The organism is Acinetobacter sp. A47 (assembly GCF_000805455.1).
Lineage (GTDB): Bacteria > Pseudomonadota > Gammaproteobacteria > Pseudomonadales > Moraxellaceae > Acinetobacter.
This window is the reverse complement of record NZ_JSUS01000071.1, coordinates 55086-69070: the sequence shown is the minus strand read 5'-3', so window position 1 is coordinate 69070 and position 13985 is coordinate 55086. Positions and strand designations below refer to the sequence as shown.

Annotated in this window: 12 protein-coding genes; 8 read left to right on the top strand and 4 right to left on the bottom strand. The window is 48.8% G+C overall.

What is annotated here, in order from left to right; translation table 11 throughout:
• Positions 1 to 2 precede the first annotated feature (2 nt).
• Both OC23_RS15670 and OC23_RS15665 read right to left on the bottom strand, forming a co-directional pair.
• The gene (locus tag OC23_RS15670; protein WP_038345887.1) at positions 3 to 1007 is read right to left on the bottom strand and encodes a glycosyltransferase; all 1005 of its coding nucleotides are present in this window, start codon (positions 1005 to 1007) and stop codon (positions 3 to 5) included.
• Positions 1000 to 2010 carry a hypothetical protein gene (locus OC23_RS15665; RefSeq protein ID WP_038345885.1) on the bottom strand — a complete coding sequence of 337 codons (1011 nt, stop codon included), beginning with the start codon at positions 2008 to 2010 and terminating at the stop codon, positions 1000 to 1002. The genes OC23_RS15670 and OC23_RS15665 overlap by 8 nt, the downstream gene beginning before the upstream one ends.
• Positions 2011 to 2229: 219 nt before the next feature.
• On the opposite strand from OC23_RS15665, the gene OC23_RS15660 reads away from it, so the two are divergent.
• Positions 2230 to 4173, top strand: coding sequence for a capsular polysaccharide biosynthesis protein (locus OC23_RS15660; RefSeq protein ID WP_227505568.1), 1944 nt, complete (start codon positions 2230 to 2232; stop codon positions 4171 to 4173).
• A gap of 10 nt (positions 4174 to 4183) precedes the next feature.
• Positions 4184 to 5383 carry a capsule biosynthesis protein gene (locus OC23_RS15655; RefSeq protein WP_038345881.1) on the top strand — a complete coding sequence of 400 codons (1200 nt, stop codon included), beginning with the start codon at positions 4184 to 4186 and terminating at the stop codon, positions 5381 to 5383.
• 32 nt (positions 5384 to 5415) lie between these two features.
• Here the strand turns inward: OC23_RS15655 and OC23_RS15650 are convergent, their stop codons facing one another.
• Entirely contained in the window at positions 5416 to 5883 is a 468-nt protein-coding gene (locus tag OC23_RS15650) for an Lrp/AsnC ligand binding domain-containing protein (protein ID WP_038345879.1), read from the bottom strand.
• Positions 5884 to 6022: 139 nt separating this feature from the next.
• Here OC23_RS15650 and OC23_RS15645 point away from each other — a divergent pair, with 139 nt between their 5' ends.
• The 4 genes from OC23_RS15645 (at position 6023) to OC23_RS15630 (ending at position 10406) form a co-directional block, all read left to right on the top strand.
• Positions 6023 to 7279 carry a D-amino acid dehydrogenase gene (locus tag OC23_RS15645; RefSeq protein ID WP_038345877.1) on the top strand — a complete coding sequence of 419 codons (1257 nt, stop codon included), beginning with the start codon at positions 6023 to 6025 and terminating at the stop codon, positions 7277 to 7279.
• Positions 7280 to 7303: 24 nt separating this feature from the next.
• Positions 7304 to 8407, top strand: a complete 1104-nt coding sequence (alr, locus tag OC23_RS15640) for an alanine racemase (RefSeq protein ID WP_038345875.1) — start codon at positions 7304 to 7306, stop codon at positions 8405 to 8407.
• A gap of 10 nt (positions 8408 to 8417) precedes the next feature.
• A complete protein-coding gene (locus OC23_RS15635) occupies positions 8418 to 8777 on the top strand; it encodes a RidA family protein (protein WP_038345873.1) in 360 nt (119 codons plus the stop codon).
• Between the two features lie 192 nt (positions 8778 to 8969).
• The gene (locus tag OC23_RS15630) at positions 8970 to 10406 is read left to right on the top strand and encodes an amino acid permease (RefSeq protein WP_038345871.1); all 1437 of its coding nucleotides are present in this window, start codon (positions 8970 to 8972) and stop codon (positions 10404 to 10406) included.
• A gap of 60 nt (positions 10407 to 10466) precedes the next feature.
• Here the strand turns inward: OC23_RS15630 and OC23_RS15625 are convergent, their stop codons facing one another.
• Positions 10467 to 11348 (bottom strand): LysR family transcriptional regulator, encoded by an 882-nt coding sequence (locus OC23_RS15625; RefSeq protein WP_038345869.1) that lies wholly within the window; start codon positions 11346 to 11348, stop codon positions 10467 to 10469.
• Between the two features lie 165 nt (positions 11349 to 11513).
• Here OC23_RS15625 and OC23_RS15620 point away from each other — a divergent pair, with 165 nt between their 5' ends.
• Both OC23_RS15620 and mmsB read left to right on the top strand, forming a co-directional pair.
• Positions 11514 to 13031, top strand: coding sequence for a CoA-acylating methylmalonate-semialdehyde dehydrogenase (locus OC23_RS15620; RefSeq protein ID WP_038345867.1), 1518 nt, complete (start codon positions 11514 to 11516; stop codon positions 13029 to 13031).
• Between the two features lie 11 nt (positions 13032 to 13042).
• Positions 13043 to 13933 (top strand): 3-hydroxyisobutyrate dehydrogenase, encoded by an 891-nt coding sequence (gene mmsB / locus OC23_RS15615; protein ID WP_038345865.1) that lies wholly within the window; start codon positions 13043 to 13045, stop codon positions 13931 to 13933.
• The last annotated feature ends 52 nt before the right edge of the window (positions 13934 to 13985 follow it).

Genomic DNA, 13985 nt, shown 5'->3' with positions numbered 1-13985 from the left:
TATTAATTTCTAAACTTATGCCCCTGAATTTCTGCCCAAAGTGCGGCATATTCAGAGCGTTCCAGCTGCTGTTGTTGTAATAAATCACAAAAGGCTTTAAACAAATAAGGCGGGGCAGTATCAGTAGTAGCTGTATTTTGCTTGATCTGTTGCTTGAGCTTCATATCAAAGCGTTGCTGGTTGGCTTGGCGTTGCTGGTGATAAAGGCTCTGTTTATCCTTCGCATGATAAATATGTACAAAATACTCTTTTTGAAGCAACTGTGCGAGTTGGCTCTTGGCCAGAATTGCTCTAAACCCCGTTGCCATCATGGGAGCCAGATAGGTTTGATCAATCAGTAAGTCTGGTTGATCGTCTATTAGGCCTTTATGCCGGAACAGGCGTAGCATAAAGTCAAAGTCTTCATAACCATGCCCAATAAACTGCTCATCAAAACCTTGAATGGCCTGAACCGATTTCAGGTCGGTCACAATAATCGAAGACGGGAAGGCCAGATGTAATATCAGGTCACGCCTAAAATCATAATATGCCTGTTTAAACGCTGCCAGTGACAGTCGGCGTATCTGTTTACTGCCTTTTTTACTCAAATACAGGCAGGGGTACATACACAGTTGTGCTGGATGCTGCTGTACTTGCGCCAAGGCATTCCGGATTTGCTGAAGGTTAAAATGAATATCAATATCCAGAAAAAACACATACCGGGTCTGTACCTGGGCAAGCGCAATATTTCTTAATCTGGACAGGTGTCCACTGGCACTCTGGTCTAGCACCAGCGTGATATGAGCGTGACTGGCGATCAGTTTTTCCAGTTTGCGCACTTCAGCTGCAGGTTGCGCATTACATCCCAAAATAATCCGCACCGGATGCCGTGCTGTAGTTTTAACCAGTGTCTTGATCCGTTGCAAAATATCCTGACTGCGATAATTCAGGTCGACCGGAATCACGATCGATACATCCATCGACTGCTGGGCAGGCTGTTTCTTGCACGGAAAAAATAGTTTAAGCATATAGATACGGATGATCGATTTGACAGATTTTAAGCAGCTCTTTTAACCATAGCTTTACCGTATAGTGGGTAAAGACATGATCACAAGCATAGCGTACTTTGTCTTGCTGGTGCCGGGTTAAACCATAACTTAACTGGCTAAATAGTGCCTCGGCCTGTTCCGGTGTTTCCAGCACTTCACATAAATCAGGGAACAGGTTCTGCTGTGCCAGGCTTGGGTTACTAATGATCAGCCGGCCACAGGCCATACCTTCAACCACCCTTCTTGACAGCATGGTCGGCGAGGTGGTTACGGAGTTGACATTAATGATTTGCTGGAACTGGCGCATAACCTGTCCTGTCTCGCAGTACCGGACCGAATGTAAATACTCAGCCTTTAGCTCTGCCGGAAATTTATAGTTTTTATCTTTTTTACTGTCATGCCGGTTAATAATGCATAGTCCATGCGGAGCCGCTGCTTTAAATACAAAATCCTGCCATTCGCGTCGTTCCGGAAACATGTGATGCATATAGCTTCCAATAAACAAACTGGAACGCGAAACTGTCTGGTTGATCGGTGCGGGATAATGAATTTTTGGCTGAAACGGAAAATTCAGGTAATGGATTTTAGAGTTCGGGCAACGGCTTTGATAGTTAGCAACAGAAGCACTGTCGGTGGTAAAAATAAAATCGAATAAGCCGGCAGAATCAATAAACTGATCAAAGTGATAAGGGTCTTCCTTATTCCAGAAAATGGTCGGAATACCATGTTTCCGCGCCCACTGGATCAGTGTCTTGAGTTTATTGTTGTTACGACCAGGGTGTTCCGGATAATCGGCAATATGGTACTGCCATTTGCGTTTTTGCCCCAGCCATGCAGACTCAACTAAAACAAAATCGATTTTCCCCGGGAAAAAGTGATAGAACCAATGCTGGTATGAGATTAAATTTACATGTGCCTCCAGCTTGAGGGCTGTAAAAGTAAAATCATCTAAGACAGCTAATATGTTAATTGATTTTTCCATTAAAAAACTTAATTTGAATTAGTGGTTTAGTTTCAAATATCCCCCGCCATAGGTTAGAAAAATTTTTGAAAAGAATATGTGATATAATAGTAAATAAATGACATCAACATTGTAAATGGTCACATGTTAGATTACATTCCATTCGGGATTAAGAAAATATATTTTTTTAAAAACAATGATTTATATCTATCTTTAATTCAATCTATCCAAAAATACCCAATGGTCGGAAAACACAGGCTATTTTGGGGATGGGGACGTAAAAAAAGCTTTACACAGGCCGAGAAACTTGCACAAGAGCATAACGGTCAAGTCTTATGTGCAGAAGATGGCTTTATCCGTTCGCTCGGTTTGGGTAAGGCCGGTTATCAGCCCCTTTCTATTGTTACAGATCAGTCAGGCATTTATTTTGATGCTACCCGCTCATCTGATCTGGAAAAATTAATCTTACAGAGCAGCCTTTCTCAACAACAGCAACAACGGGCAGCGGCTTTAATCCGGAAAATTTTAACCCAAGGCATCACCAAATATAATTTGCATTATGAGCCGCTAGATCGGACCAGATTTAAAAACCAAAAAAATATACTGGTCGTGGACCAGACCCTGGGAGACCAGTCGATTCGCTATGCCCTGGCAACGGCGCAACAGTTTAAAATCATGCTGCAACAGGCGGCCAGCGAGCATCCGGAGGCCACCATCTGGGTCAAGACCCATCCAGATGTGCTGGCAGGTAAGGCCCGGGGCCATTTTTCCCTTGAAGATTTCAACTCTGACCATATCAGGGTACTGGCAGAAAACTATAACCCGATTGAGTTGTGCCAGCAGATGGATGAAGTCTATGTGGTCAGCTCACAGCTTGGTTTTGAAGCATTGCTGTGTGGCAAGCCGGTACATTGTTTTGGCTGGCCGTGGTATGCAGGCTGGGGACTGACGCAGGATCGGCAGGCACAGGCCGGAGCGGTTCAGAGCCGGCGGCAACCGCCCAAAACGCGGGAGCAACTGTTTGTTGCGGCTTATCTGGACTATGCCAGATATGTTTCTCCGGTGTCCGGGCATTTATGTGAGCTGGAAGACCTCCTCGCGATTTTGTCACCAAATCTGCATTTTCAGAAACAGTTACCGCAAGGCAAACTGGTGGCTTATGGCTTTAGCCGCTGGAAAAGGCATTTTATCCGGGATTTCCTCGACTTCCCGCAGGTCGAGCTGCGATTTAAGCAATGGCTGAAGCCGGATAAAAGCCAGCCGGTTGTGGCGTGGGGTAAAAAAGCGGCTTTATTGCGGTCGGAAGGTTTCCAGAACATCTGGACGGTGGAAGATGGTTTTTTGCGCTCATTAGGACTGGGAGCTAAACTGATTAGGCCTTTTTCACTGGTGTTTGATGATGTCGGGATTTATTACGATGCGACCCGGCCTTCCCGTCTGGAACAGTTGCTGAATCAGGTCCGGCTTGATGCTGAACAGCAGCAGCGTATCCGGCAGCTGGTACAGCAAATCATCCACAATAAACTGACCAAGTACAATGTCGGGATGCAGGCGACACAGGCTATGCAACCGGTTGATCATAAAAAGAAAGTGATTCTGGTGGTAGGGCAGGTGGAAGATGATTTGTCGATCCGGCTGGGCGGCATCGATATTAAAACCAACCTGGCGCTGATCCAGGAAGTACGTCGCACCAACCCTGATGCGTATATTATTTATAAACCGCATCCGGACGTTGAGGAAGGGCTAAGAAAGGGCAAGATTGCCTGGGAACAGATCAAGGACATCGTCGATCAGCTCGAAAAAAATGTATCAATCATCACGCTATTTGAATATATTGATGAACTGCACACGATTACCTCGTTATCTGGATTTGAAGCACTCTTAAGAAATATTAAAGTATACTGTTACGGCATGCCTTTTTATGCAGGATGGGGGGTCACGGTTGATCGCCATAAATGTACGAGACGACAACGCAATTTAACAGTAGATGAATTAGCATTTAGCGTCTTGGTGGAGTATCCCGTTTACAATTTACCGCATACCCGCCAGTTACAGGTACCGCTGGTAACTCCTGAGCATGTACTGGAACATATATGCAAACTACAGCAAACGACTGATAAATCTCCATCAAGTGTTTGGTCATGGATGTTTACACGCTTGCGTGAATTGAAAATGAAGATTTAGGGTTAAGTTATTGTCTATTTATTTAGATGGACTGTTGGCATCCAGAAAGGTGGTTTTACTGCAAGGGCCAATAGGATCATTTTTTACTGATTTGTCAGACTGGCTCACAACCCAGCAGATTGAATGTTTTAAGGTAAATTTTAATGCCGGAGACTGGCGTTACTATCATGCACGCCCGAACATTTGGCATTATCGTAAAAAAGCTGCCGGTTTCGGGGTATGGCTTGCTCATAAAATCGAAGAAAATCAGATTGATGCAATAGTCTGCTTTGGCGATTGCCGCTACTATCACCAGCAGGCCTATGCCGTCGCCCAGCAACTGGGTATTCAATTTTATGTCTTTGAAGAAGGCTATATCCGGCCAGATTACCTGACCTTTGAAGAGGGTGGTGTAAACAATTTTTCCAGCTTCAAGCAGCAGTTTTTAGCAGATCAGGATCAGGTGGTGCCAGAACTGCATCGGGAAGCCAGTGACAACCACTATCACCTGATGCTGTGGAGCGGTTTCCAGTATTATCTGTGTTGGGCCCTGTTGTTCTGGCTCTATCCCTTTTACCAGCATCACCGTGGCTATAATCCGCTACAAGAGCTGGGTTACTGGCTTATGGCCATGTTACGCCGCTTCAAGAATGCCCTGCTGGAGCCCAAGCGTTTTGACGCCTTTATACAGCAGCATGACAAGAACTATTTTATCTATACCTTGCAGGTGCATAACGATTCTCAGGTGCGGGTACATAGTGATTATCAGGATATCCGGGACTGTATTGCAGAGGTGATTAGCTCGTTTGCCCGTCATGCAGAGCCGCAGCATCATCTGGTTCTGAAGCACCATCCGATGGATCGTGGCTACCGGCATTATGGGCAGCTGATTCACGATTTATCAAAAAAGCTGGGGATACAGGAGCGTGTGCATTATTTCTGTGATATTCACTTGCCGACCCTGTTAAAACATGGTTTAGGTCTGGTCACAATTAACAGCACCACCGGCATTCAGGCACTTTATCATCATATTCCGGTAAAAACCCTGGGGCATGCATTGTATGATTTACCGGGCCTGACCGTACAAACCGGTCTGGACCAGTTCTGGAAAAATCCTGTCCCCCCAGATGAAGCCTACTTTCATTTTTTCAGGCTGAAACTGATTGAAAAAACCCAGCTCAATGGTGCCTATTATGGCAAGAACTTCTGGATGAAAGTACCAAAGCCCTGATTTTAGGGCTTTTTGCTGTACTAGGGTTCAGCTTAAACCCCCATATCCAGATATAACGATTCCTTGACTTCCTCCATCACCACATAGCTGTGTGATGAGGCCGAAGCCGGCAGTTTTTTCAGCAAATCGCCCAGCAGGCGCCGGTAGGCACTCATTTCCTTAAGGCGAGCTTTGACCAGATAATCAAACTCCCCTGAAATCAGGTGACATTCCAGCACTTCCGGAATATCCACCAGGTCTCTGGCGACCTGATCAAATACGTCTCCCGATTTGGCTGACAGCTTGATTTCTAAAAAGACCAGCAGGTTACGATCAACATATGCAGGGTTGAGCCGGGCATAGTAACCCATGATGATACCTTCACGTTCTAGGCGTTTGACCCGTTCCGAGCAGGGAGTGGTAGACAGGTTTACCCGCGAGGCCAGTTCACTGATCGCGATGCGTCCCTCCCGTTGCAAGATCTCCAGAATCAGGCGGTCAATCCGGTCTAATTTACGCATGATGTATTCCCTTTTATTTTAATTTTTCCGTGACGAAAATATGAAATTACCTAGATTATAGCCATAAAATCAGTTAAAAAAACTATTGATCCAAAAATATACTAGTGAAATAAACTAGTGTGTGCGTGAGGGATCGACTATGCGCGTAATCGTTTTAGGAAGTGGCGTCATTGGTGTGGCAAGTGCTTATTATCTTGCACAGCAAGGTGCGCAAGTGACGGTACTTGACCGTCAATCTGGCCCTGCAAAAGAAACCAGTTTCGGGAATGCAGGCCAAATCTCCCCAGGATATTCAACCCCGTGGGCAGCGCCCGGTATTCCGTTTAAAGCCGTCAAGTGGATGTTCCAGCATCATGCCCCTTTAGCGATCAATCTTGATGGCAGCATGTGGCAGTTGCAGTGGATGGCCCAGATGCTGAAAAACTGTAACCCGCAAAGTTATGCGGTCAATAAAGAACGCATGATGCGTGTGGCAGAGTATAGCCGTGACTGCTTGCGTGACTTAAGGGCACAAACCGGCATTAACTACGAAAACCGTTCAAAAGGTACCTTGCAGGTATTCCGTAGTGAAGCGCAGCTTGAAGCGGTACAACGTGACATTCAGGTGCTTAAAGAATGTGGCGTTGACTTTGCCTTGCTCAATGCACAGGAACTTGCCAGCGTAGAGCCGGCCTTGGCCCATACCGACAAGCTGGTGGGTGGCCTGCATTTGCCAAATGATGAAACCGGTGATTGTTTCCTGTTTACCAATGCGCTGGCCAAACTGGCACAAGAGCTGGGTGTCGAATTCAGGTTCGGCCAGAATGTCGAAAACCTGATTGTGGAAGGCGACCAGATTAAGGGCGTGAAAGTCAATGGTGAAGTGTTGACGGCAGATCGCTATGTATTGGCATTTGGTAGCTATTCACGTGATTTCCTCAAACCGCTTGGGCTGAACCTGCCTGTTTATCCGGTAAAAGGCTATTCACTGACCATTCCGATTGTCGAGCCGAAATATGCACCGCAATCAACGGTACTGGATGAAACCTATAAAGTTGCCTTGACCCGTTTTGACCAGCGGATTCGTGTTGGCGGGATGGCCGAGCTGAGTGGCTTTAATCTTGGCTTGAAAGAAGACCGACGTGCCACGCTGGAAATGGTGACACAGGACCTGTTCCCGGGAGGCGACCTGGCTCAGGCATCGTTCTGGACCGGTTTACGTCCGATGACACCGGACAGTACCCCGATCATTGGGCCAACACAATATAGCAACCTGTTCCTGAATACCGGTCATGGCACCCTCGGCTGGACTATGGCATGTGGTTCCGGAAAACTGATCAGTGATCTGGTTCTGAACCATCGTCCGGACATCAGTACAGATGGCCTGTCGATCCAGCGTTATTCACACGCAGCATAATCCCGGTTTACAAGGAAGTTTAGTATGCCTCGTCCGATTACGGCGGTCATCCATGCTCAAGCCCTACGCCAGAATCTGGCGGTGGTGAGAAAACTGGTGCCCGAGAGTAAAGTTTTTGCGGTGGTGAAGGCCAATGCCTATGGGCATGGCATTGAACGTGTCTATGAATCTTTTAAAACCGCAGACGGTTTTGCCTTGCTTGATCTTGAAGAGGCAAAGCGTTTGCGCGCTTTGGGCTGGACTAGCCCGATCCTGTTGCTGGAAGGGGTGTTCTCTCCGCAAGACCTGTTTGACTGTAGCCGCTACCAGTTGAGTTTTACGGTACATAGCGAGCAGCAACTGTACTGGTTGCAGCAACATTCCGAGCCGGCACGGTTTGATATTTTCCTGAAAATGAACAGCGGCATGAACCGTCTGGGTTTCAAACCGCAGCAGTATCGTGACATCTGGCAGCAACTGAGCCAGCTGGACAAAGTGGCCCGTATTACCCATATGATGCATTTTTCTGATGCCGATGGACAACGTTTTGGCCAGCAGGGCATTGATTATCAGCTCAGTGAATTTGAGGCCACCATTCAGGATTTGCCGGGTGAAAGGTCGGTCAGCAACAGTGCTGCAATCTTAAGATACCAGACCCGCTTGCAATCGGACTATGTCCGTGGCGGTATCATGCTGTATGGCAGTTCCCCGGATTACCCTCAACACAGCATTCAGGACTGGGGCCTTGCGCCGACCATGAGCCTACGCAGTGAAATTATTGCGATCCAGCACCTCAATGCTCATGAAAGTGTCGGCTATGGTTCCAGCTATGTGGCCGAACAGCCGATCACGATCGGTATTGTTGCGTGTGGCTATGCCGATGGTTATCAGCGTATTTCCGCAACCGGCACTCCAGTACTGGTCAATGGCGTCCGTACCGGAACCATTGGACGGGTCAGCATGGACATGCTGGCAGTCGACCTGACACCGGTTCCTGATGCCCGGGTGGGCAGTGAAGTGGTGTTATGGGGAACTTCGTCGAGCGGCACGGTTTTACCGATCGACGAGGTTGCCGCGACCTCAGGCACCATCGGTTATGAACTGATGTGTGGCGTGACGGCACGCGTCAATTTTATCAATCAAGAATAAGGAAACATTCATGTCAAATTCGGATATTCAAAAGCTCAATAGCACTGAAGTAATGAGCGCAGTGACCGTATTTAATCAGGTGGTGTATTTATCTGGTCAGGTGCCGAAAAATGCCGATCTGGATATTGAAGGCCAGACCCGTGAAGTCCTGGCAACCATCGATCAGCTGCTTGCTTCGGCAGGAACGGACAAGTCACGTTTGCTGTCTGCCCAGTTGTTCTTGAAGGACCTTGCCGATTTTCCTGTGGTTAATACGCTGTGGGTGGACTGGTTAAAAGGTCATGTTGCACCTTCACGTGCCACCATTCAGGCCGATCTGGTCAATCCAAAGTGGCTGATCGAAATTGCAGTGATCGCAGCACAAAAATAAAGCAATCTGCTTTGTTTTTGCTTAAAAAATATAAAAAAAGAAGAAAAGTAACGTATTTGCAGTAGATAAAACGTAGTGAGATACGTATTTTCTTGCAATTAAAAATGAGCCGGCTCGCAGGAGTGAGCCGCTGTTCACAGCGCAACAATCACAGGCTGGCTCATCAGGAATGTGTAAAAAGGAACTTTTGTTATGACGGTTACATCTCAACAGTCAGACGGCGAACAGTCGCCCCAAGACTTACAACGCAAACTCTCCAATCGCCATTTGCAACTGATTGCCATTGGTGGTGCCATCGGTACCGGCCTGTTCATGGGCTCAGGCAAAACCATTTCACTGGCAGGCCCGTCCATTCTGTTTATTTACATGATTATTGGCGGGATGTTTTTCTTTCTGATGCGTGCTCTCGGCGAGCTATTGCTGGCAAATTTACACTACAGGTCTTTTGTCGATATGGCCCATGACCTGATTGGCCCGTGGGCCGGCTACTATCTGGGCTGGACCTACTGGCTGGGCTGGGTACTGGTCGGGATTGCCGATCTGGCTGCAGTGATCAATTATTTAACCTTCTGGCTGCCTGAAGGCACCATGTTTACCCCGATCGGGCAGGCTGCGATCAGTGCCGGCTGTGTCCTGTTTGTGCTGTTCCTGAACCTGCTGACGGTACGCCTGTTTGGTGAAATTGAATTCTGGTTTGCCCTGATCAAGATTCTGGCCATTGTCGGGCTGATCGGTGTCGGCGGTTATATGATCTTTAGCCATTTCCATGCCCCGCATGGCGCGGTTGCATCACTCAGTAATGTCTGGTCGCATGGCGGCATGTTCCCTAAAGGGCTGGATGGTTTTCTGGCAGGTTTCCAGATCGCCGTCTTTGCCTTTGTGGGAGTGGAGCTGATCGGGACCACTGCCGCTGAAACCAAGGACCCGCATCAGAACCTGCCCAAAGCGATCAATGCCATTCCGGTTCGGATTATCCTGTTTTACGTGCTGGCCTTGCTGGTGGTGATGTCGGTCACGCCGTGGAATATGATTCGCGCAGACAAGAGCCCGTTTGTGGAGTTGTTCCTGAATGCAGGGATTGTGACCTCGGCCATTATCATGAATCTGGTGGTCCTGTCTTCAGTGATGTCTTCCATGAACAGTGGGGTTTTCTCGACCAGCCGTATGCTGTTTGGCCTGTCTAAAGACGGTCAGGCGCCACAGGCATTTGCACGTTTGTCAAAAAGCGCCGTACCGGCCAATGGTCTGATCTTTTCCTGTGTGTTCATCATGGGCGGGGCAGTATTGCAATACTTTGTACCGAATACCATTGAAGCCTTTACCCTGGCCAGCTCACTGTGTGTGATCCTGTTTATCAGTGTCTGGAGCCTGATCATGGTGTGCTATATCCGTTACCGCAAGTTACGTCCGGAACTGCATGCCCAGTCGAAGTTTAAAATGCCGGGTGGTATCTTCATGTCGTATGTGGTAATCGCCTTCCTGCTTTTTGCGCTGGTGATTCTGGCACTGGAACCCGATACCTTAAAAGCACTGTATGTCAGTCCGCTCTGGGTCTTGCTGCTGGCGGTGACTTATCAGTTGCTGTATAAGCCCCGCATGAAAAAACTGGGTCGTGAAGTGATGCAGTAAAACTGTACGGTCACAGGTAAAGCCGATCTGTATAGATCGGCTTTTTTTATGGGGCGGGGTTTAATCGAGCAGTAACTGCTGATATTGGTCAGCCTGCTGGCGTAAATAGTCCCAGACCAGCTTGATCCGTGGATCATGCTGCAGATCGACAAAGGTCAGCATCCAGAAGGTATGGGTAAAACGCACCTGCTGTTCTAGCACGGCTTCAAGTTCGGGTTTATCGTCAGCCAGAAACTTGGGCAAAATGGCCAGTCCGGCGCCTGCACTGACTGCAATCTGCTGCGCCAGAATACTGCTGCTCCGGAAGTTGGCATTGAGTTTCAAGGGAAGCCGTTCCAGACAATATAGCTCCGGGCTGTACACCAGATCATCAATATAATTGACGAAACGGTGCCGGGGCAAATCTTCCAGCGTCTGAATCGGCGGATGTTGTGCCAGATAGCGCTGGCTGCCATAAATTTTTAGACCATAATCTGACAGCCGGGTAATGATATAAGGCCCCGAACTTGGACGTTCAATCGAGACCACGATATCCGCTTCACGATGGGACAGCTTGATCATTTTCGGAACCGGAATCAGGTCGATGGTGAGTAACGGGTACTGGATCGAAAACTCGGCCAGCAAACGCGCTAAAAATGCCGTACCAAAGCCCTCCGGTGTGCCAATTCGCACACGTCCTTGCAAAGGCTGATCGGGCTTTTCAATCTGCAAAAAGGCCTGTTCCATTTGTTCAACCCGGGGTACCAGTGCCATTCCTTCCAGCGTCAGCTCATACCCGGTGGCTTCACGCTTAAACAGGGGAGTGCCTAAGGTCTGTTCCAGTGCCTGAATCCGTCTGGCCACGGTACTGTGTTCGACCCCGATCACGCGTGCGGCACTGGTCAGGGTCTTGGTTCTTGCCAAAACCAGAAAAAACTGTAGGTGATCCCAATCTACTTTCATTGTTATGGTATTCCCTGTGCATATTTGCACAATAATCGTGCATGAATTTGCATTGGTGGTCAAAGTTTTCTTTGTTAGTCTCAGATAAAAGCGCCAGCAGGGAAATATCCCCCGAGCGTATGTCCAATAAGCAAACACAATAACAAGATGACCTATGGAGAGGTTATGAATACGATCCAGAATATCCAGCTGCAAACCGCCAAGTTACTCATTAACGGTCAGTTTATCGAATCGCAAACCCAGCACTGGCAAGACATTATCAATCCTGCAACACAAGAGGTGATTGGTCGGGTGCCGTTTGCTACAGCTCAGGAAGTGGATGCTGCGTTCCAGGCCGCACAAGACGCTTTTGCATCGTGGCGCCAAACCCCGGTACAGGCACGTATGCGCATCATGCTGAAACTGCAAGAGCTGATCCGGGCCAACATGAAGGAAATTGCGCAGGTCCTGACCGCAGAACAGGGCAAGACCCTGGCCGATGCCGAAGGGGACATCCAGCGGGGCTTGGAGGTGGTGGAGCATGCCTGTTCCGTTGGCACCTTGCAGATGGGAGAATACGTCGAAGGCGTGGCGCGTGGGGTCGATACCTATACCTTGCAGCAGCCATTGGGCGTGTGCGCAGGCATTACCCCGTTTAATTTCCCTGCCATGATTCCGTTGTGGATGTTTCCGATGGCGATCGTGTGTGGCAATACCTTTGTTTTAAAACCCTCTGAACAAGACCCGTTGTCGACCATGATGCTGGTAGAGCTGGCGCTTCAGGCCGGTATTCCGGCAGGGGTACTCAATGTGGTGCATGGCGGTAAAGAAGTGGTGGATCGCCTATGTACCCATCCTGATATTAAAGCAGTTTCATTTGTCGGTTCGACTGCGGTCGGCACCCATGTCTATAACCTTGCAGGACAACATGGCAAACGTGTGCAGTCGATGATGGGCGCGAAAAACCACGTCGCGGTAATGCCGGATGCCAACAAGGAACAAACCCTGAATGCCTTGGTCGGTGCCGCTTTTGGTGCAGCAGGGCAACGCTGCATGGCCTTGTCGGTGGCGGTGATGGTCGGTGACAGCAAGCACTGGATTCCGGAACTGGTGGAAAAAGCCAGGACTTTAACAGTCAATGCAGGGCATGAGCCGAATACCGATATTGGCCCGGTCATTTCAAAACGTGCCAAAGCCCGGGTACTGGATCTGATCAATAGCGGGATCGAGCAAGGTGCAGAATTGTTACTGGATGGCCGTGAGGTTGAGGTGCCAGGCTATGAGTCGGGCAACTTTGTCGGGGCGACGATTTTTAGTGGCGTGAATACCGACATGCGCATTTATAAAGAAGAAATCTTTGGCCCGGTATTGTCAATTATCTGCGTCGATACGCTGGAACAAGCGATTGCGCTGATCAATGCCAATCCATTTGGCAATGGTGTCGGGCTATTCACCCAAAGTGGTGCGATTGCGCGTACTTTCCAGAACCTGATTGATATCGGTCAGGTGGGCATCAACATTCCGATTCCAGTACCGGTACCATTCTTTAGCTTTACCGGCTCCCGTGGTTCAAAACTCGGTGATCTGGGCCCTTACGGCAAACAGGCGGTGCAGTTCTATACCCAGACCAAAACCATTACCAGCCGCTGGTTTGAAGACAGCCACGAAGTTGGCGCTGTCAATACCACCATCAGTTTACGTTAAGGAGATCACGGATGAATATCGCCTTTATCGGTCTAGGCAATATGGGCGGCAGAATGGCCCAGAACCTGCTTAAAGCCGGACTTAGCGTTTATGGTTATGACCTGAGCCCGGCGGCCTTGCAACACTTTGCCGAGGCAGGTGGTGTGGTCTGTGACAGTCCGCAGGCAGCGGCGAAACAGGCCGATGTGGTGCTGAGCATGTTACCTGCAGCAAAGCATGTTAAAGACGTTTACCTGGGTGACAATGGGGTGCTGGAAGTGCTGAAAGCCGGCAGCTTATGTATTGACAGCAGTACCATTGACCCGCAAACCATCAAGGACATTGCAGCAGTTGCGCAAGCTAAAAACATTCATATCTGTGATGCGCCGGTTTCCGGCGGCACCATTGGTGCACAAGCGGGTACGCTGACCTTTATGGTCGGTGCCAATGACCAGACCTTTGAAGAGGTGAAACCGGTACTTGGTCACATGGGGAAAAACGTGGTGCATTGCGGGGAGGTTGGTGCAGGTCAGATTGCCAAAATCTGCAATAACCTGATTTTGGGGATTTCCATGGCGGCGGTGGCAGAAGGCATGGCCCTCGGTGCCAAACTTGGTATTGATCCACAAGCGTTGGCAGGTGTAATCAACACCTCAAGCGGTCGTTGCTGGAGTTCGGAAGTCTGTAATCCGTGGCCGCATATCAGTGAAAATGCGCCTGCATCACGGGGCTATCAGGATGGTTTTGCCACCCAGTTGATGCTGAAAGATCTGGGGCTGGCGGTGCAGGCAGCCGGACAGGTGCAGCAACCTGTGGTGTTGGGCGGGATGGTGCAGCAGCTGTATCAGCAGATGTGCATGCGTGGTAACGCACATCTTGATTTTTCCAGCATTATTCAGCAATACCTGCCGCCAGAAGTCTAATTGCATGGCCGAAGGATGGCCTTTAATAAATAAAACCCTGTCATGAATAACA